We start from the raw sequence: 26,443 nt of genomic DNA, 5'->3' as shown, positions 1-26,443 counted from the left end.
CTGACTTCTCGGTTGGACGCGGTCACCGGTCGACGCCTCCCATCACGGGGTCGATGGACGCGACGGCGACGATGACGTCGGCGACCTGGCCGCCCTCGCACATCGCCGCCATGGCCTGGAGGTTGGTGAAGGACGGGTCGCGGTAGTGGACCCGGAAGGGGCGCGTGCCGCCGTCCGAGACGACGTGCACGCCGAGTTCGCCCTTGGGGGACTCGACGGCGGTGTACGCCTGCCCGGCCGGGACCCGGAAGCCCTCGGTCACCAGCTTGAAGTGGTGGATCAGGGCCTCCATGGAGGTGCCCATGATCTTCTTGATGTGGTCGAGCGAGTTGCCGAGGCCGTCGGGTCCGAGCGCGAGCTGGGCGGGCCAGGCGATCTTCTTGTCGGCGACCATGACCGGGCCCGGCTCCAGCCGGTCCAGGCACTGCTCGACGATCCTGAGCGACTGCCGCATCTCCTCCAGCCGGATGAGGAAGCGGCCGTAGGAGTCGCAGGTGTCCGCGGTCGGCACGTCGAAGTCGTAGGTCTCGTAGCCGCAGTACGGATCGGTCTTGCGCAGGTCGTGCGGGAGTCCGGCGGACCTGAGGATCGGGCCGGTGGCGCCGAGCGCCATGCAGCCGGTCAGGTCGAGGTATCCGACGTCCTGCATACGCGCCTTGAAGATCGGGTTGCCGGTCGCGAGCTTGTCGTACTCCGGCAGGTTCTTCTTCATGGTCTTCACGAACTCGCGGAGCCGGTCGATCGCGCCCATGGGAAGGTCCTGGGCGAGGCCGCCGGGCCGGATGAACGCGTGGTTCATCCGCAGGCCGGTGATCAGCTCGAAGAGGTCGAGCACGAGTTCACGGTCGCGGAAGCCGTAGATCATGATCGTCGTGGCGCCGAGCTCCATGCCGCCGGTGGCGATGCACACCAGGTGGGAGGAGATCCGGTTGAGCTCCATCAGGAGCACCCGCAGGACGGTGGCCCGGTCGGGGATCTGGTCCTCGATGCCGAGGAGCTTCTCGACCCCGAGGCAGTAGGCCGCCTCGTTGAAGAACGGGGTGAGGTAGTCCATGCGGGTCACGAAGGTCGTGCCCTGCGTCCAGTTCCGGAATTCGAGGTTCTTCTCGATGCCGGTGTGGAGGTAGCCGATGCCGCAGCGGGCCTCGGTGACGGTCTCGCCGTCGATCTCCAGGATCAGCCGCAGCACTCCGTGCGTGGAGGGGTGCTGGGGACCCATGTTCACGATGATGCGTTCGTCGTCCGACTTCGCCGCGGACTCGACGACCTCGTCCCAGTCGCCGCCGGTGACCGTATATACAGTCCCCTCGGTCGTGGCGCGGGCGTCGGAGAGCGGTGTCCCGGACACGCCGGGCGTCGCGTGGGAATGGGGAGTGCTCATCAGCTGTACGACCTCCGCTGGTCCGGAGCCGGGATCTGGGCGCCCTTGTACTCGACGGCGATGCCGCCGAGGGGGTAGTCCTTGCGCTGCGGGAAGCCCTGCCAGTCGTCCGGCATCATGATCCGGGTCAGGGCGGGGTGCCCGTCGAAGATCAGCCCGAAGAAGTCGTAGGTCTCGCGCTCGTGCCAGTCGTTGGTCGGGTAGACCCCGACGAGCGACGGGATGTGCGGGTCGCTGTCCGGCGCGGACACCTCCAGGCGGATCAGCCGCCCGTGGGTGAGTGAACGCAGGTGGTACACCGCGTGCAGTTCGCGGCCCTTGTCCCCGAGGTAGTGGACGCCGCTGACGCCCGTGCAGAGCTCGAAGCGCAGGGCGGGGTCGTCGCGCAGGGTGCGGGCGACCCGGACCAGGTGCTCGCGCTCGATGTGGAAGGTGAGTTCGCCCCGGTCGACGACGGTCTTCCCGATCGCCTCGGAGGGGAGCAGGTCCTGCTCCTCCAGCGCGCCCTCCAGCTCGTCGGCCACCTCGTCGAACCAGCCGCCGTACGGCCGCGAGGCGGCGCCCGGCATGGTCACCGAGCGGACGAGGCCCCCGTAGCCGGAGGTGTCGCCGCCGTTGTTCGCGCCGAACATGCCCTTGCGTACGCCGATGACCTCACCGGAGTCGTCGCGCGGTGTGGGCAGCGGTGCACCGTTCTTCTCGTCGCTCACCGGAGCAGCCCCTTCATCTCGATCAGGGGGAGTGCCTTGAGCGCCGCTTCCTCCGCCTCGCGGGCGGCCTCCTCCGCGTTGACCCCGAGCTTGGAGCCCTGGATCTTCTGGTGGAGCTTGAGGATGGCGTCGATCAGCATCTCGGGACGCGGCGGGCATCCCGGCAGATAGATATCGACCGGGACAATATGATCAACACCCTGAACAATGGCGTAATTATTGAACATTCCACCCGATGACGCGCAAACCCCCATGGAGATGACCCACTTGGGGCTCGGCATCTGGTCGTAGACCTGCCGCAGGACGGGCGCCATCTTCTGGCTGACCCGTCCGGCGACGATCATCAGGTCCGCCTGCCGCGGTGATCCGCGGAAGACCTCCATCCCGAAACGGGCCAGGTCGTACCGCCCCGCGCCGGTCGTCATCATCTCGATGGCGCAGCAGGCGAGGCCGAAGGTGGCCGGGAAGACGGATGACTTGCGCACCCAGCCGGCGGCCTGTTCGACAGTGGTCAGCACGAAGCCGCTGGGCAGCTTCTCTTCGAGTCCCATGGTGTGCTCCTCAGCCCCTCAGTCCCATTCCAGGCCGCCCCGGCGCCACACATACGCGTAGGCGACGAAGACGGTGAGCACGAAGAGCAGCATCTCCACGAGCCCGAAGATCCCCAGGGCGTCGAAGCTGACCGCCCAGGGATAGAGGAAGACGATCTCGATGTCGAAGACGATGAAGAGCATCGCCGTCAGGTAGTACTTGATCGGGAAGCGGCCGCCTCCAGCCGGGGTCGGGGTGGGTTCGATGCCGCACTCGTACGCTTCGAGCTTTGCCCGGTTGTACCGCTTGGGGCCGATAAGCGTGGCCATGACCACGGAGAAGATCGCAAACCCTGCCCCGAGGGCGCCGAGCACGAGGATGGGCGCGTAGGCATTCACGCTCCTCGCTCCTTCCAGTCGTCCTTGACCGTTGGACCGCATCGGGCGACCGGCTCGCCGCCTCACCAAGATCGTGCACATGTGAGGCAGTTCACAAGCCCGACTGCCCCGCATCCTATGCCTGCCGTCCTGTGATCTGCGACACGGGGTACACCACCGTCTTTGTGATCTCCACCACCTGACGAACGATCATGAAGTCGGATGAGCGGTGATCTTCGTACGCGAAGCGGCCGAGCGGTTACGAGACGTGACATCTCGCGGCGTTACCGCTGGTCAAGGGCGCGTGGCACTATCAACCGAGGTGCCGTACAAGCAAATTGGCGGTAGGTGCGGAGGTGGTGATATAGGAATCGCCCTCAGAAGGGGGCCACCCGGACGAGGGGCCGCCGGTACCGATGTGGACATTGCGCCCGCATTCACGATCTTCCGGACGACCGCGGCGGGAGGGTGCGCGACAGGGAGCGATCACCCGGCCCGCCCCGCCACGACGGGAGGCACCCCGCGGGCGGACGCGCGGACGGCGACCCCGAGGCCGGCGGAGTTGCCGGCGGAGTTGCCGGCGGAGAGGCGGCCGACGGGCGGGAGCATAAGGGGACATGACTCACCAATAGGTCACGAGTGCGCCGGCTGACGGGCGGGTCATCCCTCCACGCGACGCGCGGACGCGTGGTTGCCCCTCACAGGAGACTCATAATGTGACCTGCGTCACTCCATTCAAGCTCCAATAAAGGCGGGCTTGGCCATCGGTGTGAACGGATGGTAAGTGACGGGCAATTCGGACGTATTGAGAGAACCCCGTGATCACGGCACTGATCAGCAGTGCCCGTTTTGCCCGTTAGGGCGTCAATAAGGGCCCCAACCAAGCGGATTCACAGATTCCGAACGTAACTGTGTCGCAACACACGTTTCTTGATGGGACCCCTACAGCCCTGATAGCGCTAGTACCCATGTCCCACACCGCTCACATACCCAGCCACCGGAAGCCCCGCCAGCGCGCCTCGAAGACGGCGCTGCGGGCAGGAGTTGCCGGTGGCGTCCTCAGCACCATCGCGGTCGCGGGTGCCGCCGGTCCGGCCCAGGCCGAGCCGGTGACCCGGACCATCGAGATGCCCACCATCACGGCCGGGCTCTCCACCTCCGTCGCCGCGTCCGCGCAGGCGACCCAGGCCGTCGCTCTCGACCTCGAGACGCAGGCCGCCGAGGACGCCGCAGCGGCAGCCGCCGCCAAGACAGCGAAGAAGGCCAAGGCCGACGCCGTACGCAAGGCAGAGGCCGAGAAGAAGGCCAAGGCCGCCGCCGAGGCCAAGGCGGAGGCCGCCGAGCGCGCCTCCCGCACCGCCGAGCGCACCACGCTCAGCGCCTCCACGGGTTCGTCGTCGTCCTCGTCCGCCCGTGTCTCCTCCAGCGCCACCGGGTCCGCCGCGTCCGTCGTCGCGTTCGCGCAGTCCCACGTCGGCGACGCGTACGTCTCCGGCGGCACCGGCCCCAACTCGTGGGACTGCTCGGGTCTGGTCCAGGCCGCCTTCCGCACGGTGGGCGTCGACCTGCCGCGCGTCTCCCAGGACCAGTCGACGGCCGGCACCCAGGTCTCGCTCGACAACCTGCAGCCCGGCGACATCCTGTACTGGGGTGGCGCGGGCAGCGCCTACCACGTCGGGATCTACGTGGGCGGCGGCCAGTTCGTCGGCGCGCAGAACTCCAGCACGGGCGTCGTGCAGAAGTCCCTGGACTACGACCCGCCGTCGGGCGCCGTCCGCGTTCTCTGATTCACAAGCTCCGCACGCGCGAGCACGACCGCGGGCCGTCGCTCCCCCACCGGGAGTGACGGCCCGTCATCGTGTCGCGTGCCGGGAGTCCGAAACCGCCGCCCCGTCCACCGGACGCCGCTGGCCCGGCACCTTCCCGCCCGTCACCGCGGCACGCTCACGGCGCAGGTGCAGCACGCACGCCGCGCAGGCGAGCGCGGCCAGCACGAATCCGTACGGGGGCGTCGACCCCGAGGGCTGCGTCTCGTAGACCAGCGCGGCCGACAGCACGGCCACCGCGTCCAGCGCGCGGCCCCCGGACGCGGTGGCGGCGAGCACGGCCGTGGCCCACAGCAGGTACCAGGGCTGGACCATCGGGGAGAGGGCGACCAGCGCCAGCAGCGCGGGGCCCAGCGCGCGCACGGGTTCGGTCCGGCCGGTGGCGGCATGCCACGCGAGGCGGCCGACGAGGACCAGAGCCACCAGCAGTCCCACGTGCTGCACGGCGGACCTGACGGGATCCGGGTCCACGCCCGCCAGCAGCCGCAGGAGTTCGCCCAGACCGAGGCCCAGGTCGCTGCTGAGCGACAGCGCGGTGTGGATGCGCCCCGCGACGCCCTGGGTCCCGAGCCAGCCGAAACCGGTGCCGCACACGACCGTCGCGCCGGCGGCCACCGCTCCGGCGACCAGCCCCGGCGCCAGGAGCCCCTTCGCCACCCGTCGCGCGGTGGAGCCGCTCGCGGCCCTGCCCACCACGACGCCGACGAACAGCAGCGCCACCGCCGCCGGGGACTTGACCATCACCGCGAGCCCGATGAGCGCCGAGCCGCTGATCCACCTCCCGCGCAGGGCGAGCAGCGCACCGGCCAGCATGAGGCCGGTCATCAGCCCGTCGTTGTGGACACCGCCGACCACGTGGATCAGCAGCAGCGGGTTCAGTGCCCCGAGCCACAGCGCGGCGCTCTCTCGGCGGCCGTGCTCCCGGGCGAGGTTGCGCAGGGCCCACACGATCAGCACCAGGGACGCCAGGGCGATGAGGCGCATTCCCAGCACGGCCGGCACGACCGTGCCGCCGGTCGCCCCGGCCACGCCCCGCGCGAGGAGCAGGAAGAACGGCCCGTACGGCGCCGGGGTGTCCGTCCAGTGACCGCCGACGCTCGCCGCGGCGTCCCCGCCCGGTCCGCCGGGGTCCAGGACCGAGGGCCCGACGCTGTAGACGTCGTGCCCCTGCATGACCATCACGCCCTGCGAGACGTAGCTGTAGACGTCCGCGCTGTACAGCGGGGGCGCCAGGACGAACGGAGCCGCCCACCACACCAGGGTGACGAGAGTGTGGCGCACGGAGGCCCCGGTGCGCCCGTACAGCCACCAGGCCACGACGAGCAGCGTCAGCCCGCCGTACGCCGCCGCGAAACCCACCGCCGTCAGGGCGGTTCCCCGGGGCACCCACAGTCCCCATGGATCGTGGGCCGGCAGCGTGCCGACGGCCCAGCCCCCCAGTGCGGCAGCCGCCGATCCCGCCGCGCCCAGCCGACGGCAGCCGCCGGCGCTCCGTGCCCCCAATGCCCGCATGGGCCGAGAACCTACCTCAGGACATGCCCCCGGGAGCAGGGCCCGGGGCGGCCGGGCACGGGCGCTCAGGCCTTCGGGGCCACCTTGGAGAGGCCGTTGATGATGCGGTCCATGGCGTCGCCGCCGGTGGGATCGGTGAGGTTGGCGAGCATCTTCAGCGTGAACTTCATCAGGACGGGGTGGGACAGACCGCGTTGGGTCGCGATCTTCATGACCTTCGGGTTCCCGATCATCTTCACGAAGGCGCGGCCCAGCGTGTAGTAACCGCCGTAGGTGTCCTTCAGGATCTTCGGGTAGTGCTGCAGCGCCAGTTCGCGCTGCGCCGGGGTCGCACGGGCGTGCGCCTGGACGATGACGTCCGCGGCGAGCTGGCCCGACTCCATGGCGTAGGCGATCCCCTCGCCGTTGAACGGGTTGACCAGGCCGCCCGCGTCACCGACGAGCAGCAGGCCCTTGGTGTAGTGCGGCTGGCGGTTGAAGGCCATCGGGAGGGCGGCGCCGCGGATCGGCGTCGTCATGTTCTCCGGGGTGTAGCCCCAGTCCTCGGGCATGGACGCGCACCAGGCCTTGAGGACCTCGCGCCAGTCGAGCTCCCGGAAGGCCGACGAGGAGTTCAGGATGCCGAGGCCGACGTTGGACGTGCCGTCGCCCATGCCGAAGATCCAGCCGTAGCCGGGCAGCAGCCGGTCCTCGGCGCCGCGGCGGTCCCACAGCTCCAGCCAGGACTCCAGGTAGTCGTCGTCGTGGCGGGGCGAGGTGAAGTAGGTGCGGACCGCGACGCCCATCGGGCGGTCCTCGCGGCGGTGCAGCCCCATGTTGAGGGAGAGCCGGGTGGAGTTGCCGTCGGCGGCGACGACGAGCGGCGCGTGGAAGGTGACCGGGGTCTTCTCCTCGCCGAGCTTGGCGTGGACGCCGGTGATGCGGCCGGTGCGCTCGTCCCTGATCGGTTCCCCGACGTTGCAGCGCTCGTGGAGCCGGGCTCCCGCCTTCTGCGCCTGCCGGGCCAACTGCTCGTCGAAGTCGTCGCGCTTGCGCACGAGACCGTAGTCCGGGTACGAGGCGAGGTCCGGCCAGTCCAGCTGGAGGCGGACGCCGCCGCCGATGATGCGCAGGCCCTTGTTGCGCAGCCAGCCGGCCTCTTCGGAGATGTCGATGCCCATGGAGACGAGCTGCTTGGTCGCGCGCGGGGTGAGGCCGTCGCCACAGACCTTCTCACGCGGGAAGGCCGTCTTCTCCAGGAGGAGGACGTCGAGACCTGCCTTGGCGAGGTAGTACGCGGTCGTGGAGCCGGCTGGGCCCGCTCCGACGACAATCACGTCCGCGCTGTGTTCGGAGAGGGGCTCGGTCACGGTCGGATCTCCCGAAGACTCGAATTCGCGTGCCGCGCGGCACATGTCGCGTGCAGTCTATGGGTGGCTGCTGATCAACCTCCCGAAGGGCTCCCCGATGCCTCGTGTACCTGACCCGACACCGTCCGTACGTCTGCGTGTCCCCACCGACGAGGACGCCCACGCCTGGTACCGCGTCTTCGACGACCGCGAGGTGATGGAGTACCTCGGCGGAAGCCGGGCGGAGTACTCCGCGTACGAGGAGTTGACCGCCCGCCAGCGCAGGCACGACGCCGAGCTCGGCCACTGCCTGTGGACGGTGCTGGACGACGCGGGGACGGTGCTCGGTTTCACCGGCGCCCAGCCGTGGCCGCACCGGTCGTTCGGCCCGGTGGGCGAGGTGGAGATCGGCTGGCGGCTGGGCCGCGCCGCGTGGGGCCGTGGTTACGCGACCGCCGCCGCGCGGACCGCGCTGGAGCGGTTGAGGGCGCTGGGGGTGCCGGAGGTCGTCGCGGTGGTCGACCCGCGGAACACCCGCTCGGCGGCGGTGGCCGAACGCCTCGGCATGCGGCGGGCCGAGACGTACACCAAGCCGGTGACGGAGCAGGTGGTGTGCTGCTTCCGGCTGGAGCTCTGAGCCCCCGCGCGTGACGCGCGCGTGCCCGGGGTCAGAGCCCCCGCGCGTCACGCGCGCATGCCGGGATCAGTCGCGCACGCCCCGGTGCAGCGCCACCACGCCGCCGGTGAGGTTGCGCCACGCGACGTCCGACCAGCCGGCCTTCTGCAGCAGTGCGGCGAGGCCGGCCTGGTCGGGCCAGGCGCGGATCGACTCGGCGAGGTAGACGTAGGCGTCGGGGTTGGACGACACGGCCCGCGCGACCGGCGGGAGCGCGCGCATCAGGTACTCGGTGTAGACGGTCCGGAAGGGCGCCCAGGTCGGCTGCGAGAACTCGCAGATCACCACCCGGCCGCCTCGCCTGGTCACGCGGTACAGCTCGCCGAGCGCGGCGGCGGTGTCCTGGATGTTGCGCAGACCGAAGGAGATGGTGACCGCGTCGAAGGTCTCGTCCTTGAAGGGGAGCCGCATGCCGTCCCCTGCGGTGAACGGCATCCAGGGGTGGCGCCGCTTGCCCACCCGGAGCATCCCGAGCGAGAAGTCGCACGGCACCACGTAGGCGCCGGCCTGCGCGAAGGGCTGCGAGGAGGTGGCCGTCCCGGCCGCCAGGTCGAGGATCTTCTGGGCCGGGCGGGCGTCGACGGCCCGGGCGACCTCCTTGCGCCAGAGGCGCGCCTGTCCGAGCGACAGCACGTCGTTGGTGAGGTCGTAGTTCGCCGCCACGTCGTCGAACATCGAGGCGACTTCGTGCGGCTGCTTGTCCAGGGATGCTCGGGTCACCCTCTTATTCAAGCAGCCCCGCCCACGGTGTCCCGAGGCGGCGTGAACCTTTCCGGCCCGGAAGCACTCCGTACAGGTGTCGCAGTACACGCACCCGGCCCGCCCGGGCCGCACCTACGGACCGGAGAGGGATGGGGAGGGCTGCCCGGGCACGGCCCGCACCAAGATCACGGATACTCACGGGACCATGCAGAGCAACGACACCCACCACATACGCACCGCAGCCGCACCCCGCCGCCGGGACTTAGCCCGGGCACGCGGCCGGGCCGCACTCCGCCGGCAGGGACAGCGTGTCCGCAGACGCCGAAGACACGCGGCCGCGCTGCTCGTCCTGCTCGCGGCCGGCACGGCCTACTGCCTCGGTGTCGAACCACCGTGGCGGAGCTCCGGGCCGGCCGTCGCCGCCGGCTCGGGGGACCCCGCGCCCGCGCCCACCGGGGTGGAACGTCAGGCCCCGGCACGGATCGCCCCCGACATCCCGCCGGCCACCGCTCCGCCCGCCGCCGCGGAGGTCCCGGAGTCGGGCCCCGGCACCTTCTCCGTCGCCCGCGAGGGCGTCACGGCCACGGGCCCGGGAAGCCGTTACCGCGTCGAGGTGGAGAACGGCAGCGGGGTCGATCCCGACGAGGCCGCCGCCGACGTCGCGGAGATACTCGCCCACCCGCGCGGCTGGAACAAGGGCGGCACCCGCGCCTTCCGCCAGGTCGCCGACGGCTCGGCCGGGCTGGTGATCCGCATCGGCACCCCCGCGACGACGGACCGGCTGTGCGGCCGCTACGGCCTGAAGACGCACGGCGAGCTCAACTGCCGCGGTTCCAAGAACGTCATGGTCAACCTGCGCCGCTGGCAGCTGGGTTCGCCGGAGTTCGACGGGCCGCCCGCCGAGTACCGCGCCTTGATCATCAACCACGAGGTCGGCCACTGGCTGGGCCACGGCCATGAGACCTGCCCCGGGCCGGGGAGACCGGCGCCCGCCATGATGCAGCAGATCAAGGGCCTGAAGGGGTGCGTGTCCAACGCCTGGCCCTACGACGGGAAGGGAACCTACCTGGGCGGTCCTCGGACACCGTGACGCCGTGCCTCCGCACCCGGGTGGCGGGGACGGCCGCGGCACCCGCCTCCCGGGTCCGCGCACCGGCGGCCTCACCGCCGCCGGTGCACCAGCCGTCCGCCGAGCACCGTCGCCACGCACGCCGCGCCGCCCGCCGCGCACAGCTCGGCCTCGTCCCGCACGTCGAAGACCGCGAGGTCGGCCCGGCCGCCGACCACGAGCGGGCTGTGCACCGAACCACGCAGGTCCAAGCCCTCCGCGAAGGGGTCCGGGCTCGGTTCGCCCACCAGGATGCCGGGGGCCCTGACGGGGGAGACCACCGTCAGACCCGAGCGGGCGACGGCGGTACGGACGGCCGGGTCGTCGAACCTGCCCGCGAGATGGGTCGTGCCGTTCCGCAGCATCTGCTGCAGCCCCCGCCGTACGCTGCCCGCCCACCGCGTCGCGTCCATCCCGGCGGCCAGCCGTTCCAACGGCTCGCCCCACAGCGGCCGGTCACCGAGCTCGTCCGCCTCGCGCGGATCGGGGTGGTAGCAGCAGGTCAGGAGCCACACGGCGTGCCACTGCCGCAGTCCCGGGGTGAGTACCCCGGGCCACTGCCGGACGCGCGCTGCCGGGTGGGCGCCGACGACTTCGTCGTACGGCCCGAGCGCGACGATCCGGTCACCCTCCACGGCGACCGCGCCCTCGGGTACGGCCGCCGCGCCGGCCGGAAGGACCAGTGGCGCGGCGTGAACGGTCAGCATGTCTGCGTCAGTTGGCGTCGAGGAGCTTCAGCTCCGGGTGCGCCGTGCCGCCCGCGATCGCGGTGGACGAGATGTGCGAGACGACCCGCGCGTCGACGGGGTCGTTCGCCGGGTCGTCGTGGACGACCAGGTGCTCGTACGTCGTGGCGCGCTGGGCGGGGACGCGGCCCGCCTTGCGGATCAGGTCGATGATCTCCAGCCGGTTCGAGCGGTGCTTGGCGCCGGCCGAGGAGACGACGTTCTCCTCCAGCATGATCGAGCCGAGGTCGTCCGCGCCATAGTGCAGGGACAGCTGGCCGACCTCCTTGCCCGTGGTCAGCCAGGAGCCCTGGATGTGGGCGACGTTGTCGAGGAACAGCCGGGCGATGGCGATCATGCGCAGGTACTCGAAGAGCGTGGCCTGCGTCTGCCCCTTCAGCTTGTTGTTCTCCGGCTGGTAGGTGTACGGGATGAAGGCGCGGAAGCCGCCCGTGCGGTCCTGGACGTCGCGGATCATCCGCAGGTGCTCGATGCGCTCGGCGTTGGTCTCGCCGGTGCCCATGAGCATCGTGGAGGTGGACTCGACGCCGAGGCCGTGGGCGATCTCCATGATCTCCAGCCAGCGCTCGCCGGACTCCTTGAGCGGGGCGATCGCCGTGCGCGGCCGGGCGGGCAGGAGTTCGGCGCCGGCTCCCGCGAAGGAGTCGAGGCCGGCGGCGTGGATCCGGCTGATGGCCTCCTCGGCGGAGACGCCGGAGATCCGGGCCATGTGCTCGATCTCGGAGGCACCGAGGGAGTGGATGACCAGCTCCGGATAGGCCTTCTTGATCGCGGAGAAGTGCTCCTCGTAGTACTCGACGCCGTAGTCCGGGTGGTGGCCGCCCTGGAACATGATCTGCGTGCCGCCGAGCTCGACGGTCTCCGCGCAGCGGCGCAGGATGTCGTCGAGGCCGCGGGACCAGCCCTTGTCGGTGTCCTTGGGCGGGGCGTAGAACGCACAGAACTTGCAGGCCGTGACGCACACGTTCGTGTAGTTGATGTTGCGCTCGATGATGTACGTCGCGATGTGCTCCGTACCGGCGTAACGGCGGCGCCGGACGGCGTCGGCCGCGGCTCCCAGGGCGTGCAGCGGTGCCGACCTGTACAGGTCGAGCGCCTCCTCGGGAGTGATCCGCCCGCCCTCGGCGGCGCGGTCGAGGATGGGCTGGAGGTCGGCCTTCTCGGTCACCGGGCTGTCACCTTTCGGCGGTTTTTCTACGGATCCGCGGACCGATCCAGCCTACGCCAGCCCTTGCCGGGGTCAGCCGCGGGACCGGGTGAGCGTGCCCTTCGGTGTGCCCGCCGCCTTCTCGTGGGAGATGTAGCCCAGGGCGTCGGCCGAGGTGAGAGTGAAGTCCAGGTCGGCCTCGCCGCCCGTGCACAGGGAGCCGGTGGCGGACGCGGGGTCGGGGCGCTCCCTGATCCTGAGCTCGGTGGCCGTGCCGGAGACCAGGGTGCCGATGCCCTTGCAGACGATGCTGGTCCCGAACAGGTCGAGTTCGTAGGACAGCCGGACCACGTCCTCGCCCTTCCGTCCCTCGCTGAAGACGGCCGTGAGCGTGCCGTGCGGGGAGCCGTTGCGTTCGGTCGTGGGCCCCTCCCAGGTGCCGGCGAACGCATTGGGGAGCGCGGTCACCTGGGCGGAGGCGGTCGGGGTGCCCGCCGGGGTCTCCTGGGCGGCGTCCGGCGGCTTCTGCGACGTCGTCTTCGACGGGGGCTGCGCGGCCCCGTCGTTGCTGTGGTCCCTGTCGCCCCCGCCGCCGGTGAACAGGTCGCCGAGCGTCGCCGCCCCGACGGTCACCACCGCGAGGGCGCCCGCGACCGCGAGAGCGACGGTGCAGCTGACCCGCCGCCCCGGCCGGCGGCCGGACTGCGGACCGGCGTCCATCGTGACGGCGACGCGGGCACCGGGTCCGCGTCCGTCCTTCGTGTCCGCGCGGGCGGGGGGCCCGTCCGGCGGGGGCGGCGGCGGCGGGCCGAACACGCCGGGCGCGGCGCTGCCCAGCGACGCGCTGCTGAAGGGCACGGGACCCGAGCGCACCGGCTCGTCCTGGGGTTCCAGGTCCAGCAGGGCCACCGCCGACCGGCTGACCTCGCGCACCAGCGGATCGGGCAGCCAGCCGGGCGCGACCAGCGCGGCGGCCCCGCCGGGCGCGAGCCTGCGGGCGAGCTCGGCGGGGGCGGGCCGGCCGGCGGGGTCCTTCGCGAGGCACCCGGCGACCACCTCGCGCAGTTCGCCCTCCAGATCGCCCAGTTCGGGCTCCTCGTGCACCACCTTGTAGAGGAGTACGGCGGACGAGTCGCCGGGGAAGGGGGCGTTGCCCGTCGCCGCGTAGGCGAGGACGGCGCCGAGCGAGAAGACGTCGGCCGCCCCGGAGACGTCCAGCCCGCGGATCTGCTCCGGGGCCATGTAGCCGGGTGAGCCGACGGAGACCCCCGTGGAGGTGAGGGAGACGGTGGCCCCGAGCGCGCGGGCGATCCCGAAGTCGATCAGCCTGGGGCCGTCGAGCGCGAGCAGGACGTTGGACGGTTTCACGTCCCGGTGGATGAGGCCGTGGCCGTGCACCGCGTCGAGGGCCTCACCGAGCCCGGCCCCCAGGGCGCGCACCGCGTACTCGGGCAGCGGGCCGTAGCGGGTGACCGCGTCGGAGAGCGGGGGTCCGGCCACGTAACCGGTCGCCACCCAGGGCACGGCCGCGTCCGGGTCCGCGTCCAGCACCGGCGCGGTCCAGCGGGCGCCGAGGCGTCCGGCGGCCTCCACCTCGCGCCGGAACCTGGCGCGGAACTGCTCGTCGAGGGCGAAGTGGGGGTGGACGACCTTGACCGCGACGGTGCGGCCCCCCGCGCTGCGCCCCAGATAGACGCGGCCCATCCCGCCGGCGCCGAGCCTGCCGAGCAGCCGGTAGGCACCGATGGTGTGCGGTTCGCCGGCTTCCAGCGGCTGCATACGTCTCCCCCTGTGGACCCCGGGACTCGCACGGCAGCCTAGGGGGCCGGGGTCGCGCGGTCACCGAAACCGCGTACGACGATTTCGCCCCTATGGGCACGAAGCAGGGATTTCGCCACACCGAAAGGCGCGAATACGCCCTTCGTCCGCGCGCTTCGGGGTTCGCCGGGTGGATACCGGAAGGCATTCGCGGGGCCATCCGCTATTCGCCGCGCGGATGCCGGGAAGGGGTACCGCGTCGCGACTCCGGGCATTCACCCCCTTTCCCGGGGGACGGAAATGCCGGAGCCTTGCGGCGGCGCGGGCGGAGTTCCGCGCGACGGCAATCGGAACTCCTCCGCGGGCCTGGAGGAACAGCGCTCCGGGAGGAAAGCGGGATGCTCGGGGGAGGCGCGGGAAAGTACAGGATTCATCTTCTTCTCCCGCACCATTCCCGCGCGCCGTTCCCGGCCGCCCGGAATCCCGGACGGCCCGGGGTTCCGGATGGCCCGGGTTCCGGACGGTCCGGGGCTCCGGGCGGCCCCCGGTGCCGGCGGCCGCCGCCGTCAGCGGCCGAGCAGTTCGACCCTCACGTCCGCCGGGAAACCGGTCGTCGGACCGGTGCGCCGCGCGAACTCGCGCACGCCCGCCAGCTGGTCCGGGCCGAAGCGGAAGTCCAGGGTGGTGAAGTAGCGCTCCAGCACCTCGGCGTCGAAGGACTCCCAGCGCGCGGCCTGCTCGGCCACCTTCGCGACCTCCTCCAGGGAGAGGTCGCGCGAGGCCAGGAACGCCTCGTGCACCTTCTCCACGTAGTCGGGGTGCGAGGCCAGGTAGTCCTTGCGGGCGGCCCAGACGGCGAAGACGAACGGCAGCCCCGTCCACTCCTTCCACATCTCGCCCAGGTCATGGACCTGCAGGCCGAGCCGTGGGGCGTCGTGGAGGTTGGCGCGGAGCGCGGCGTCGCCGATGAGGACGGCGGCGTCGGCCTCCTGCATCATCACGCCGAGGTCCGGGGGGCAGGTGAAGTAGTCCGGGGTGACCCCGTAGCGCTCGGCGAGCAGGAGCTGGGCCAGCCGCACGGACGTGCGGGAGGTGGAGCCGAGGGCCACCCGGGCGCCGTCGAGCCGGTCCAGCGGCAGCTGCGAGACGATCACGCACGACATGACCGGCCCGTCGCAGCCCACCGCGATGTCGGGCAGGGCGACCAGGTCGTCGGCGTTGCGCAGGAACTCGACCAGGGTGACGGGACCGATGTCGAGGTCCCCTCGCACCAGCTGCTCGCTGAGTCTCTCCGGGGTGTCCTTCGAGAGTTCGAGATCGAGCAGGGTCCCGGTCCGTGCCAGGCCCCAGTAGAGGGGGAGGCAGTTCAGGAACTGGATGTGGCCGACGCGCGGCCTGCTGCGACGGTCGTCGCCTTCTACGGGAGAGACGGTTGAATTGTCCACATCGCGAGGCTAGACCCGTGCCCGCCGGCGGGCGTCATCGGGTCGGCCGGACGCCCTCCGGGAGCCTTGTCCGTCACCCCTCCGACGGGCCGATCAGACATCCGGGTGAAGTGATCTTTCCCTCTACCGCTCTCCGCTGACTGCGTGCTAGGCTCGCCCGCAAGTTGCAGTTTGGTTTCCCTTGCAGTACAGAGCCTGCGGAGCATGTAACCCGCAGGCTTTTGTAGTTTTCAGACTTGTATGCAGGTTCTGGAGCAGGGCAACCCTTTGGCCCAAGGAGGGCTTATGGCTACCGGAACCGTCAAGTGGTTCAACGCTGAAAAGGGCTTCGGCTTCATCGCCCAGGACGGCGGCGGCCCGGATGTCTTCGTCCACTACTCCGCGATCAACGCGTCCGGGTTCCGCTCCCTCGAGGAGAACCAGGCCGTGAACTTCGACGTCACTCAGGGACCCAAGGGTCCGCAGGCTGAGAACGTCACCCCGGCCTAGTTGCCCGGGTCGGCCGATCGCGGCCGAGTGAGCAGTACCCAAGGAGCCCCGCTCCCCCGCCCCGGCGGAGGAGCGGGGCTCCTGCCCTTCCGGGGCTCGCGCTTCCCGGGCTCGCGCGGTTTCCGCCCTCACCGTCCCGGCCGGTCGCCCGTGAGCCCACCCGTCCCCGGCGCCCCGTCGGACGCGGTGCCCGCCGCACAGGACGAGGCGCCGTCCACCCCTCGTTGTCGAGGCCCTGTGCAGAGCCTCACCCGATGCTGACGAGCCCGCCCGCGACAAGGCAGACTGGTGAACGCGATACCAGCGGTACGGAGCGGGCGGGGACGGCAGGACCGGCGGGGCAAGCAGGACAGGGGGCATCATGGACCGCGACGACGGGCCCGGAATGCGCGTGCCGGAGCAGCGCGCTCCGGGGGAACGCGCGGCCGGCACCGGACTGCGCTTCACCGTGCTCGGTCCTGTGCGCGCCTGGCGCGGCGGCGACGCCCTGCCGTCCGGGTCACCGCAGCAGCGGGCCCTGCTGGCGGCCCTCCTCCTGCGCGACGGCCGCACCGCGACGGCCGCCGAACTCATCGACGCCCTCTGGGGTGACGACCCCCCGGCCAGGGCCCTGGCGACCGTACGGACCTATGCCTCCCGGCTCCGGAAGACGCTGGGCCAGGACACCCTGGTCAGCGAGGCCGGGGGCTACGCGGTCCGGGTCCCGCGCGAAGCACTCGACCTGACGCTCGCTCAGGACCTCGCGGCCGAGGCGGAGAAGGCGCGGAGCGGCGGCGACCGGGCCCAGGCCCGCACCCTCATCAACAAGCTGCTGGGACTCTGGGACGGGGAGGCACTGGCCTCCCTCCCCGGCCCGTACGCGGACAACCGGCGCGCCGGCCTGGAGGAGTGGCGCCTGCAGCTCGTCGAGACCCGCCTCGATCTCGATCTGGAGGTCGGCGCCCACGCCGAGGCCGTCTCCGAACTGACCGCGCTCACCGCGGCGCACCCCCTGCGCGAGCGGCTGCGCGAACTGCTGATGGTCGCCCTCTACCGCAGCGGCCGGCAGGCCGAGGCCCTGGCCGTGTACGCCGACACCCGCAGGCTGCTCGCCGAGGAACTGGGCGTCGATCCGCGCCCCGAACTGGCCGCGCTCCAGCAGCGGATCCTGCGGGCCGACGAGGATCTGGCCCGCGCGGCCGACGAGACGGCCCCGGCACCCGCGCCGCTCCGGCCCGCCCAGCTGCCCGCCACCGTCCCGGACTTCACCGGCCGCTCGTCGTTCGTCCGCGAACTGTGCGGGCGGCTGGCGACCTCCGAGGGGTCGGTCATGGCGGTGTCCGCCCTGGCCGGCATCGGCGGGGTCGGCAAGACGACGCTCGCCGTGCACGTCGCGCACCAGGCCCGGCCGCACTTCCCCGACGGTCAGCTCTACGTCGACCTCCAGGGCGCGGGGGCGCGGGCCGCCGAGCCCGAGACCGTGCTCGGCGCCTTCCTCCGGGCTCTGGGAACAGCCGACTCCGCCATCCCGGACTCGCTGGACGAGCGGGCGGCCCTCTACCGCTCCACCCTCGACGGCCGACGCGTCCTGGTCCTGCTGGACAACGCCCACGACGCCGCGCAGATCCGCCCCCTGCTCCCCGGCACCGAGGGCTGCGCGGCGCTGGTCACCAGCCGGGTCCGCATGGTCGACCTGGCCGGCGCGCACCTGGTGGACCTGGACGTGATGTCGCCCGAGGAGGCGCTGCAGCTCTTCACCCGGATCGTCGGCGAGGAGCGCGTCCACTCCGAGCGCGAGGCCTCCCTGGACGTGGTGGCCGCCTGCGGCTTCCTGCCGCTGGCCATCCGCATCGCGGCGTCCCGGCTCGCCTCGCGCCGCACCTGGACCGTCTCGGTCCTCGCGGCGAAGCTCGCGGACGAACGCCGCCGGCTGGACGAACTCCAGGCGGGCGACCTCGCGGTCAAGGCCACCTTCGAGCTCGGCTACGGCCAGCTGGAGCCGCCCCAGGCCCGCGCCTTCCGCCTGCTGGGCCTGGCGGACGGTCCCGACATCTCCCTCGCCGCGGCGGCCGCACTCCTGAACCTGGAGACCCACACGGCGGAGGACCTCCTGGAGTCACTGGTCGACACCAGCCTCCTGGAATCCGCGGCCCCGGGCCGCTACCGCTACCACGACCTGGTGCGCCTCTACGCGCGTGCATGCGCGGAGCGCGACGAACACCCGCCTGCCGAGCGGGACCTGGCGCTCTCGCGGCTGCTCGACTTCTATCTGGCGACGGCCGCGGGCGTCTACGCGCTGGAGCGGCCCGGGGACCGTCTCGTGGACCACCTGGAGCCGACCGAGTACCCCGGCCTGTCGTTCGGCGACCGGCACGCGGCACTGGACTGGCTGTACGCCGAGGCCGGGCCCCTGCTCTCCTGCGTGCAGCAGTCGTACGGCCCCGGCACGCTGAGCAGGGCCGTGGACCTGCTGTGGGCGTCCCTCGACCTCGGGGAGTCCGGCGCGGTCTCGAAGCAGTACGAGACGGTCGCCATCTCGGTGCGGAACGCCGCGCGCGCGGGCGGCGACCGGCGGACCGAGGTCAGGGCGCTGATGACGCTCGCGGACGTGCACCACACCTCGGGCCGGTTCGACCGGGCGGAGGAGGAGGCGCGGCAGGTGATGCGGCTCGTCGAGGCGGACACGGACCCGCTGCCGGGCTGCTGGGCCGCGAACGCCCGCGGCATCATGGCGCTCTACCAGAGCCGCCACGAGGACGGCGAGAAGTACCTCACCCAGGCCATCGCCAGCTTCCGGCGCATCGACGACCGGCCCGGCGAGGCGAGCGCGCTGTGCAACCTGTCGCGGATTCACCTGGCGACGGGCCGGATCACGAGCGCGGTGTCCCTGGCCCAGGCGGGCACGGCCATCTACGACGGGATGGGGCACGCCCTGCGGAGTGCCAACGGCCGTTACGCGCTGGGCATGGCCCACACGCAGAGCGGCCAGTTCGCCGAGGCGGCGGACAGCCTCCTGGAGGCGCTCGACGTCTTCCGCGACAGCCGTCAGCGCCTGTGGGAGGGGATGACCCTCTTCCGTCTGGCCGAGGTGGACCTGGCGGCCGGAGCGGCGGCGGACGCGGCGACCAAGGCGGAGCAGGCCCTGACCGCCCTGCGCGGCATCGGCGGTGCGTGGCGGCGGGGCAACGTCCTCACGGTGCTCGGCCGCGCCCTCGCGGGCATCGGTCAGATCGGGCGGGCTGAGGCCTGCTGGCACGAGGCGCTCGCCCTCTACGACGAGCTGGGGTCGCAGGAGGCCGGCGTCGTACGGGCCCTGCTCTCCTCCGGCGACTCCGTGACGGTCTGAGGGCCGGGACCGCCCGGTACCCCGGATGCGGACGGCCCTCCGGAGGCGCTGCCGTGCGGCGGTCCGGGGGCCGCTCGGGCAGCGCCGTTCATCATTCGTTTATCGCGGTCAGGCAGTCTCGACCACGTCAACCCGTCGCATCGGGGGGCAGGCGGGCTGACGTCGAGGCCGTCGCACTATCGTGAACGGCCCTGGTACGCCCGCCCGGCAGTCCACGGGGGAACAGCCGGGCGGGCCTCAGCCACTCGACACAACGGGAGCGGATCAGCATGGCGGACGCAGCGAAGAAGAACCCTGAGATCAAGCCGCAGGACATGCACGCCACGGGCGGCGACGCCGGCAAGATCACGACGAAGGACATGCACGCGACCGGTGGCGAGGCCACCACGGACGACATGCACGCGACCTCGGAGCCGGCCAACTAGACCTCAACCGCACGGGGAACGGCCGCGGCGGCGCGGAGGGGGAGCCGTCGCGGCCGTGGCGTGTGCGCCTACGGCAAGGGCCCGAGCCGGACGGCTCGGGCCCTTGCCTGTCCCACCGGCGCGGTCAGTGGCGCAGTTCCGCCGTGACCAGGCAGCGCTTCACGCGGGAGACCAGACGCGGGCTGTCCATGGGCACCTGGACGATCCTCGACTCGCCGGCCTTGACCTCGGCCTCGATCCTGCCCGTGTCGACCGTCAGGCCCTTCGCGTCGACGAACGTCACGACCACGTCGTACAGGTGCCCGCTCATGGCGGTCGAGCGGATCTCGACCGACGAGGACTTCGACCCCGCGCGCCTGCCCTTCCTGGGCCCGGCGCAGCGGATCACGCGGAGCGCGGGTTCCTCCGAGGCGGTCGCCGCCGGAGTGGCGGACTCGTAGCCGGAACCGCCGGACGAGCCCGACGACGTGTCGTCGTAGTCGTCGTCATAGTCGTGATAACTGCCGTTGCTCTTGCTGGAGTTGGAGCATCCCCCACCTCCGGAGCCACCGCTGCGGCTCTTGCCGCTCCTGCCGCCGTGACTGGACGTGGAGAACCCGGTGAGCGCGAGCACCACCACGACCAGTACCGCCGCGAACCTGATCCGTCGCCGCATCATCGACGCAGCCCCCCTTGCTGTAGTCGGCCTCACCGGCCGTCGCACGAACGCGACACCGTAACGCACAGCATTCCGGGCGCTCACCCGCAGTCCGGTCATGACCCTGTCACGGTCTCGTCATGGTCTCCGATGGCAGGGGCGATCGGCCAGGCGTAGCGTCGGTCCGGGGAGCGGAGCGCACAGCCGTGCGCCAAGGCCCGGGAGGCTGACGATGGTCCGCAATGTCCTCGGCTCCGTCGTCGCCCTCGTCGGCGCCGCCGCGGCGGTTCAGAGCCCCTTCCACAGCTGGTACGGCGAGCGCCTGGGCCGCGACTACCGGATCCAGGACCTGTTCGGCGGCATCACCGGCGTCTCGTCGTCCGTGATCGGCTCGATCCTGCTGCCCTTCCTCTTCGCCGCCCTGGTGACCCTCGTCGGGGTCGTCCTGCGCTCGCGGTGGACGGTGGCCGTCGCGGGCCTGATCGTGCTCGGCTTCACCGTCCTGTGGATGGTCCGCCAGGGCCAGGCGGCGGGAAGCCTGACGGTCGGCGGCGAGGGCTCCGGGCTCCAGTGGGGTGTGGCGCAGGCGCTGGCGGGCGGTGTGCTGCTCCTGCTGGGCGCGCTGCTGATGTCGGGCAGGCGCGGGGCGCCCCGCCGGCGGAACGCCGTCGAGCCGTATCCCGTACCGCCGGACGACCGTCCGGACACCTGGCCTCCCACCCAGGAGCCGGGTCCGGCCGCCATGACGTCACCGGGGCCGGAACCGGAGGCGGACCCGTACACGGGGCCGGGCCGCCACCGGGCGTCGCCGGCCGACGAGGACACGGCGGCGTATCCAGCCCAGGACGTCCACGACGGGGACACGTATCCCGGACGGCCCGGCGGCCGGGAGCGCGACCGGTACCACCCGCCGCACCCCTGAACCGCCGCGGCCGTCAGGCGTGGGCCCGGCTGCCCGTCCCCGTGCCCTTCAGCGCGTCCAGGGCGTACACGCAGCGGTCCTTGCTGCACGCGTACACGACGCCCGCCTGCGCCACCGGGGAACCCGTGATCTCGCCCCCCGTGGCCAGCTTCCAGCGGAGCTGGCCGCCCGCCGCGTCCAGGGTGTACAGCACGTGGTCCGCCGAACCGAAGTGGACGCGGCCGTCGGCCACGACCGGGGAGCCGACGACCTCGCCGCCCGCGGCGAAGCGCCACTTGGGCGTCCCGGTGACCGCGTCCAGCGTGTACAGCGCGCTGCCGCTGCCGACGTGGACGTTTCCGGCGCCCACCAGGACCGGCTCGACGGACTGGCGGGCCTCCGTCGCGATCCGCCACCGGTCCTTGCCGGTCGAGGCGTCCAGGGCGTACACCGTGCCGAGGTAGTCGGCCAGGTACACCCCGCCGCCCGTGACCGCCGGGCCGGGTGCGAAGGCGGGCGGGGACAGGAAGACGGCCGGCGACTCGAAGTGCCAGCGCACGCGTCCCGAGACACCGTCCACGGCAAGCACCCGGGTGCCCGCCGCGATGTACACGGAGCCGTCCGGTGCCGGGGTCACCCGGACCGGCACCCCGCCGCAGGACGCGGCGTCGCCGACGGGGTACGACCAGCGCTCCGCGCCGGTGCGCGCGTCCACGGCCCGCAGCCGCGACTCCTGCCACAGGAACACGGTGCCGTCGTGGATGACGGGCCCCGCCTCCGGTGTCTCGAAGTCCGTCTGGGCGCCCCCGGTCTCCCACAGCTTCTCGCCGCTGGAGGCCTCCCACGCCTGGACTCCGCCCCCGCGAGTCGCGGTCAGGACGGTGCCCCGGTCGGCCTTGAGGGAGTACACCCAGGCGTCCGTCTGCAGCCGCCAGCGCTCGGCACCGGTCGCCGCGTCCAGCGCGTACAGCGACGGGCCGTCCGAGGCGTGGATCCGGCCGCCGTCGACGGCCATCGACCAGGCCACGTCCCTGGTCTTGAACTGGCGCCGCCCGTTGCCCACGTCCAGGGCGTGGATCTCGAAGGACGTCACGTACAGCAGGTCGCCCACGACGACGGGCGTGCCCCACACGTCGTTCGACATGCGGAAGCGCCACGGCCGCCAGCGTTCCGGTGCGGCGGTCGTCCCGTCGTGGGCGGGCGCGGGGACGACGGGCGCCGTGGGCGGCGTCGCGGCGTGCCCACCGGGCGGACGCACCCAGCCGGTGGCCGGGTCGGCGTGCGCGGCGGCGGGCCCGCGTACGTCCACGGGGCGGGGGCCGGGCCCGATCGGCACCTTCGCCCCGGTCAGCCGGACGGGACCCCCGTCGGGCGCCGGCACGGGGGCGGGCGCGGTCCGGGGCTCACCCTCGCTGCCCCACGCCGTCCCGCGGCCGGCCGCGGCCGGCGGCTGCCGCGGGGGCGGCGGCGCGGCCACCGGGGCGGGCGGGGCGGCGACGGTGCGGCCGCCACCTCGGCGTCGTTCGATCATCGCGGTCGCCACGGTCGGCAGCCAGGCCGAGGCGGTCCCGCTGTCGTCGCTGCCGGACCCGAACAGGTGCGGGGCCAGCTGCGCCTGGAGATCGGCCGGGCTGGGCCGCCGGGTCGCGTCCATCTGCATGCAGGACTCGATGAGCGGGCGCAGGTCGTCGGGCAGCCCGTGGGTGTCGGGGCCCTCCCGCAGCAGCATGAACACGGTCTCGACCGGATTCGCCCCGTGGAAGGGGGCGTGCCCCGTCGCCGCGAAGACGAGGGTGGAGCCCAGCGAGAAGATGTCGCTCGCGCCCGTCACGCTGCGCGAGTCACGGGCCTGCTCGGGCGACATGTAGGCCGGGGTGCCCACCGCGACGTTCGTCATGGTCAGACGGGTGTTGGAGACGCCGGACGCGATGCCGAAGTCGATGACCCGGGGCCCGTCCTCGACCACGAGGACGTTGGACGGCTTCAGGTCGCGGTGCACGAGACCGGCGCCGTGGATCGACTGCAGGGCCTCCGCGATCCCCGCGGCCAGCCAGCGCACGGCCTGCGTCGGCATCGGCCCGCACTCATTCACTATCTCCTCGAGGGAGGGAGCGGGGACGTAGGCGGTCGCCAGCCAGGGCACGGCGGCCCTCGGGTCGGCGTCGACCACGGCGGCGGTGTAGAAGCCGCTGACCGCGCGGGCCGCCTCCACCTCACGCGTGAAACGGACCCGGAACAGCTGGTCCTCGGCCAATTCCGTACGCACGGTCTTGATCGCCACGCGCCGGCCCGACGCCGACCGCGCGAGATAGACCAGCCCCATGCCCCCGGCCCCGAGCCGTCCCAGCACCTCGAACGGGCCGATCCGCCGCGGGTCATGCTGCGTCAGCTGTTCCACTTGCCTGCCACCTCCCCGTACGGGCCTCAGGAACAGAAGCCCGCGAAATCACGCCCCATGCAGCGTCTCACCACTGGACACCACATGGCGGTGCGCACCCTGATTCTTCCTGGCTCGGGGCCCGGTTGCGAACCCGGGGGCGGATCGGGGTGTCCTGTGGCACTCCGCACCTTTCAGGACAGTGCCGTGACGGTCCGGGGACCTGACGCACCGACGGGCCGAGGCGCCCGCGCCTTACGTCACTTCACGGCTCAGGGCAGCAACTCGGTGGGCTGGAGCACGGCGAAGGCTGCGCCCTGGTCGTCCTGCAGCACGGCCATCCGCCCGTACGGGATGTCCATGGGCGGGGCCGTGATCCGGCCACCGAGGCGCACGGCGGTCTCGGCGGTGCGGACGCAGTCCTTGACGGCGAAGTAGTTGAGGAAGTGACTGGGCAACATCTCGGGGAACGCGTCCGTGATGACGGCGCGTCCGCCGATCGCGGTGTCGTCGCCCGGTTCGGACCCGGCGGGGGACCACATCCGGAACTTCTGGGCCCCTCCCGTGCCGCCGGAGGGCTCCGGGAGTTCGATGTCGGTGCCCCGGAAGCCCAGGACCTCCTCGTAGAAGGCGTCCACGCGCTCCGGCTGCCGGGTGTACACCTCGGTCCAGCAGAAGGCGCCCGGTTCGTTCTGCCGCTCGAATCCGGCGCGGTCGCCCGCCTGCCAGAGGCCGAACACCGCGCCGCCCGGGTCGGCGGCCTGGGCCAGGACACCGGCCCGGCCCGCGCGCACCGGGTCGGTGATGATCCGGCCGCCCGCCTGCCGGACGGCTGCGACGGTGGCGAGGACGTCGTCCGTGGAGAAGTAGACGCCCCAGGTCGTCGGCATGCGGCCGTCCTTCTTGGCGGCCAGGGCGGCGACGAGCCTTCCCTCGCTGTACGCGTCGGCGAAGGGCATGCCGTCACCCGCGCGGAAGGTCCATCCGAAGAGCCCGCCGTAGAAGCGCTTGCCCGCCTCCAGGTCGGAGAGCTGCACGTCCACCCAGCACGGCACCGACGCGAATACGGCCATGGCCCGGATCCTTCCGTCGCGGAATCGGAATGTCACGGAATGTCGCAGAGGGGTCGCAGGGGTCCCGTTCGGGGTGGGGACGGCCGGGTTCCCGGCACACCGCCACGAGGGCAGCGGTGATCCCCGTCACACTCAACCTAACGTCGAGTGCCGCGCGGCGCGCCCCGAGCAGGCCGTATAGAACCTTTGCCCGAATCGTGAAGGTTCCTCATGGCAGGTGGACGCACGTTGTCCACCGAAGTTATCCACAGCCTGTTGATAACAACATCACACCGGCGCGCTCTCCGGCGCGAAAAGAACCACAATTCAATTACCCGTCGCACCGGCGCGAAAGACACTCCGGCGCCTCCGGGAATTATCCCGTTCACCCCGTGCGCACTGGCCCGTTCCCCATTTGCAGTCGGTCAGATCGCGCTCGGATCACCCCTCGGTAAGCTGACGGCATGACAGGACAAGTGCGCACCGTCGACGGCCGCGTGGCTGGTCGGCGAGGTCAGGAGACGCGGCAGAAGCTGCTCGACTGCCTCAGCGAGATGCTCAGCTCCTCGCCGTACCGGGACGTCAAAGTCATCGACGTGGCCCGGAAGGCGGGGACTTCACCCGCGACTTTCTACCAGTATTTCCCCGATGTCGAGGGCGCCGTTCTCGAACTCGCCGAGGAAATGGCCAAGGAGGCTACCGGACTGACCGAACTGGTCGGCGGACGCTCCTGGGTCGGCAAGGCCGGCTGGCAGACCTCCGAAGAACTCGTCGACGGATTCCTCGACTTCTGGCGCCGCCACGACGCGATCCTCCGGGTCGTCGACCTCGGCGCGGCCGAGGGCGACAAGCGGTTCTACAAGATCCGAATGAAGGTCCTCAACTCGGTCACCGGCTCCCTGACCGATGCGGTCAAGGAATTGCAGAGCAAGGGCAGGGTGGACAAGGACGTCAGTCCCGCGGCGGTCGCGGGCTCCCTGGTCGTCATGCTCGCGGGGGCCGCCTCGCACCAGAAGGGCTTCACCACCTGGGGCGTGAAGCAGGCGGAACTCCGCTCCAACCTCGCCCTGTTGGTCCACCTGGGCATCACCGGCAAGAAGCCGGCCAGGTAGGCGCCGGCCAGGACTCCCCCTCCTCACGCCGGGAACCGCACCTCCTCGCGGCTCCCCCAGTCCTGTCGCGCCGAAGGCGGACCACTCGTGTGGTCCGCCTTCGGCGTTTCCGCGCCCGGACGGGTGCGGGGGCGATGGAATGGGGTCATGAGCGATGCACAGCAGGCCTTCCGCGAACAGCTCCGCGCCCAGCGCGTCTGGGACGTGTCCCTCCCCCGGTTCGACCCGTCCACCGCGCCCGCCGGGCCCCTCGCCCTCTTCCACACCTGGTTCGCCGAGGCGGTGGCCGCCGGGCAGACCGAGCCGCACACCATGACCCTGGCCACGGCGGACGCCGAGGGCCGTCCCGACGTGCGGACCCTGATGCTGCACGACGCGGACGGACACGGCTGGCACTTCGGCACCCACTCCACCAGCGCGAAGGGGCGCCAGCTCGCCGCCCGCCCCTATGCCGCGCTCGGCTTCTACTGGCCCGCCCAGGGCCGCCAGGTGCGGGTGCGCGGCACGGTCGTCGCCGCGGGCCGGGAGGAGAGCCGGGCGGATCTGCGGGCCCGGTCGGCCGGCGCGCTGGCCTCCGCGCTGACCGGCTCGCAGAGCGAGGTGCTGCCGTCCCTCGACGACCTCGTACGGGCCTCGGAGGCCGCCTGGGAGCGCGCGAGGGCCGAACCGGACGCCGAGGCGGGCACCTGGACGCTCTACGTGGTCGAGCCGGAGGAGGTGGAGTTCTTCCAGGGGGACGCACGGCGGCGGCACGTGCGGCTGCGCTACCGGCGGGAGGGCGGGACCTGGACCCGCGAGCTGCTCTGGCCGTGAGCGGGTACGGACGGACCCGCGAGCCGCTCCGGCCGTGAGCGGGGTGCGGACGGTCCCGTGCCTTA

23 protein-coding genes are annotated in these 26,443 nt (G+C 72.0%); 9 read left to right on the top strand and 14 right to left on the bottom strand.

Going from position 1 to position 26,443, the window contains the following annotated elements; translation table 11 throughout:
* Positions 1 to 22: 22 nt before the first annotated feature.
* Genes ACFYY2_RS05410 through ACFYY2_RS05395 form a run of 4 tightly spaced genes read right to left on the bottom strand, consistent with a single transcriptional unit; the run spans position 23 to position 3,020 of the window.
* Positions 23 to 1,381: an NADH-quinone oxidoreductase subunit D gene (locus ACFYY2_RS05410; protein ID WP_329039972.1), complete on the bottom strand. Its 1,359-nt coding sequence runs from the start codon at positions 1,379 to 1,381 to the stop codon at positions 23 to 25.
* Positions 1,381 to 2,091: an NADH-quinone oxidoreductase subunit C gene (locus ACFYY2_RS05405; protein ID WP_388737339.1), complete on the bottom strand. Its 711-nt coding sequence runs from the start codon at positions 2,089 to 2,091 to the stop codon at positions 1,381 to 1,383. The genes ACFYY2_RS05410 and ACFYY2_RS05405 overlap by 1 nt, the downstream gene beginning before the upstream one ends.
* Positions 2,088 to 2,642 (bottom strand): NADH-quinone oxidoreductase subunit B family protein, encoded by a 555-nt coding sequence (locus tag ACFYY2_RS05400; protein WP_014154689.1) that lies wholly within the window; start codon positions 2,640 to 2,642, stop codon positions 2,088 to 2,090. Before ACFYY2_RS05400 ends, ACFYY2_RS05405 begins: the two co-directional genes overlap by 4 nt.
* Positions 2,643 to 2,660: 18 nt before the next feature.
* Complete coding sequence (locus ACFYY2_RS05395) at positions 2,661 to 3,020, bottom strand: NADH-quinone oxidoreductase subunit A (RefSeq protein ID WP_003967084.1); 360 nt, start codon at positions 3,018 to 3,020, stop codon at positions 2,661 to 2,663.
* 947 nt (positions 3,021 to 3,967) lie between these two features.
* Here ACFYY2_RS05395 and ACFYY2_RS05390 point away from each other — a divergent pair.
* Positions 3,968 to 4,786 (top strand): C40 family peptidase, encoded by an 819-nt coding sequence (locus tag ACFYY2_RS05390; RefSeq protein ID WP_388737335.1) that lies wholly within the window; start codon positions 3,968 to 3,970, stop codon positions 4,784 to 4,786.
* A 66-nt stretch (positions 4,787 to 4,852) separates the two neighbouring features.
* Here ACFYY2_RS05390 and mptB read toward each other — a convergent pair whose 3' ends face one another.
* Positions 4,853 to 6,337: a polyprenol phosphomannose-dependent alpha 1,6 mannosyltransferase MptB gene (gene mptB / locus ACFYY2_RS05385; protein ID WP_388737334.1), complete on the bottom strand. Its 1,485-nt coding sequence runs from the start codon at positions 6,335 to 6,337 to the stop codon at positions 4,853 to 4,855.
* A 65-nt stretch (positions 6,338 to 6,402) separates the two neighbouring features.
* Positions 6,403 to 7,686 carry a geranylgeranyl reductase family protein gene (locus tag ACFYY2_RS05380; RefSeq protein ID WP_388737332.1) on the bottom strand — a complete coding sequence of 428 codons (1,284 nt, stop codon included), beginning with the start codon at positions 7,684 to 7,686 and terminating at the stop codon, positions 6,403 to 6,405.
* Between the two features lie 97 nt (positions 7,687 to 7,783).
* On the opposite strand from ACFYY2_RS05380, the gene ACFYY2_RS05375 reads away from it, so the two are divergent.
* Positions 7,784 to 8,302, top strand: coding sequence for a GNAT family N-acetyltransferase (locus ACFYY2_RS05375; protein WP_388737329.1), 519 nt, complete (start codon positions 7,784 to 7,786; stop codon positions 8,300 to 8,302).
* A 66-nt stretch (positions 8,303 to 8,368) separates the two neighbouring features.
* Here ACFYY2_RS05375 and ACFYY2_RS05370 read toward each other — a convergent pair whose 3' ends face one another.
* On the bottom strand, positions 8,369 to 9,061 hold the full coding sequence (locus ACFYY2_RS05370) for a demethylmenaquinone methyltransferase (protein ID WP_388737327.1): 693 nt from the start codon (positions 9,059 to 9,061) through the stop codon (positions 8,369 to 8,371).
* A 187-nt stretch (positions 9,062 to 9,248) separates the two neighbouring features.
* Here ACFYY2_RS05370 and ACFYY2_RS05365 point away from each other — a divergent pair, with 187 nt between their 5' ends.
* Positions 9,249 to 10,133, top strand: a complete 885-nt coding sequence (locus ACFYY2_RS05365; RefSeq protein ID WP_388737325.1) for a DUF3152 domain-containing protein — start codon at positions 9,249 to 9,251, stop codon at positions 10,131 to 10,133.
* Between the two features lie 71 nt (positions 10,134 to 10,204).
* Here ACFYY2_RS05365 and ACFYY2_RS05360 read toward each other — a convergent pair whose 3' ends face one another.
* The 4 genes from ACFYY2_RS05360 to ACFYY2_RS05345 form a co-directional block, all read right to left on the bottom strand.
* Positions 10,205 to 10,858: a hypothetical protein gene (locus ACFYY2_RS05360; RefSeq protein WP_388737323.1), complete on the bottom strand. Its 654-nt coding sequence runs from the start codon at positions 10,856 to 10,858 to the stop codon at positions 10,205 to 10,207.
* A 7-nt stretch (positions 10,859 to 10,865) separates the two neighbouring features.
* Entirely contained in the window at positions 10,866 to 12,065 is a 1,200-nt protein-coding gene (mqnC, locus tag ACFYY2_RS05355; RefSeq protein ID WP_388737321.1) for a cyclic dehypoxanthinyl futalosine synthase, read from the bottom strand.
* Between the two features lie 72 nt (positions 12,066 to 12,137).
* Positions 12,138 to 13,823 (bottom strand): protein kinase, encoded by a 1,686-nt coding sequence (locus tag ACFYY2_RS05350; protein WP_388737318.1) that lies wholly within the window; start codon positions 13,821 to 13,823, stop codon positions 12,138 to 12,140.
* A 545-nt stretch (positions 13,824 to 14,368) separates the two neighbouring features.
* Complete coding sequence (locus ACFYY2_RS05345) at positions 14,369 to 15,247, bottom strand: menaquinone biosynthetic enzyme MqnA/MqnD family protein (RefSeq protein ID WP_388737316.1); 879 nt, start codon at positions 15,245 to 15,247, stop codon at positions 14,369 to 14,371.
* Between the two features lie 285 nt (positions 15,248 to 15,532).
* On the opposite strand from ACFYY2_RS05345, the gene ACFYY2_RS05340 reads away from it, so the two are divergent.
* From ACFYY2_RS05340 to ACFYY2_RS05330, 3 genes are all read left to right on the top strand, one after another.
* Positions 15,533 to 15,736: a cold-shock protein gene (locus ACFYY2_RS05340; protein ID WP_023587141.1), complete on the top strand. Its 204-nt coding sequence runs from the start codon at positions 15,533 to 15,535 to the stop codon at positions 15,734 to 15,736.
* A 361-nt stretch (positions 15,737 to 16,097) separates the two neighbouring features.
* A complete protein-coding gene (locus ACFYY2_RS05335; protein WP_388737313.1) occupies positions 16,098 to 19,061 on the top strand; it encodes a BTAD domain-containing putative transcriptional regulator in 2,964 nt (987 codons plus the stop codon).
* 269 nt (positions 19,062 to 19,330) lie between these two features.
* Complete coding sequence (locus ACFYY2_RS05330) at positions 19,331 to 19,486, top strand: hypothetical protein (RefSeq protein WP_329039959.1); 156 nt, start codon at positions 19,331 to 19,333, stop codon at positions 19,484 to 19,486.
* A gap of 124 nt (positions 19,487 to 19,610) precedes the next feature.
* Here ACFYY2_RS05330 and ACFYY2_RS05325 read toward each other — a convergent pair whose 3' ends face one another.
* Positions 19,611 to 20,144 (bottom strand): hypothetical protein, encoded by a 534-nt coding sequence (locus ACFYY2_RS05325; protein WP_388737309.1) that lies wholly within the window; start codon positions 20,142 to 20,144, stop codon positions 19,611 to 19,613.
* 211 nt (positions 20,145 to 20,355) lie between these two features.
* Between ACFYY2_RS05325 and ACFYY2_RS05320 the strand changes: the two genes are divergently transcribed.
* Positions 20,356 to 21,045 (top strand): hypothetical protein, encoded by a 690-nt coding sequence (locus ACFYY2_RS05320; RefSeq protein WP_388737306.1) that lies wholly within the window; start codon positions 20,356 to 20,358, stop codon positions 21,043 to 21,045.
* A 13-nt stretch (positions 21,046 to 21,058) separates the two neighbouring features.
* On the opposite strand, the gene ACFYY2_RS05315 is transcribed toward ACFYY2_RS05320, so the two are convergent.
* Positions 21,059 to 23,422, bottom strand: coding sequence for a PQQ-binding-like beta-propeller repeat protein (locus ACFYY2_RS05315; protein ID WP_388737303.1), 2,364 nt, complete (start codon positions 23,420 to 23,422; stop codon positions 21,059 to 21,061).
* 251 nt (positions 23,423 to 23,673) lie between these two features.
* Complete coding sequence (locus ACFYY2_RS05310) at positions 23,674 to 24,474, bottom strand: VOC family protein (RefSeq protein WP_388737301.1); 801 nt, start codon at positions 24,472 to 24,474, stop codon at positions 23,674 to 23,676.
* A gap of 443 nt (positions 24,475 to 24,917) precedes the next feature.
* Between ACFYY2_RS05310 and ACFYY2_RS05305 the strand changes: the two genes are divergently transcribed.
* Both ACFYY2_RS05305 and ACFYY2_RS05300 read left to right on the top strand, forming a co-directional pair.
* The gene (locus ACFYY2_RS05305; protein ID WP_388737298.1) at positions 24,918 to 25,565 is read left to right on the top strand and encodes a TetR family transcriptional regulator; all 648 of its coding nucleotides are present in this window, start codon (positions 24,918 to 24,920) and stop codon (positions 25,563 to 25,565) included.
* Between the two features lie 147 nt (positions 25,566 to 25,712).
* Positions 25,713 to 26,378 carry a pyridoxal 5'-phosphate synthase gene (locus tag ACFYY2_RS05300; RefSeq protein ID WP_388737296.1) on the top strand — a complete coding sequence of 222 codons (666 nt, stop codon included), beginning with the start codon at positions 25,713 to 25,715 and terminating at the stop codon, positions 26,376 to 26,378.
* The last annotated feature ends 65 nt before the right edge of the window (positions 26,379 to 26,443 follow it).

The sequence above is a fragment of the Streptomyces sp. NPDC001822 genome (assembly GCF_042892135.1).
GTDB lineage: Bacteria > Actinomycetota > Actinomycetes > Streptomycetales > Streptomycetaceae > Streptomyces.
The sequence above is the reverse complement of the archived record's forward strand: the minus strand, read 5'-3'. Positions and strand labels throughout refer to the sequence as shown.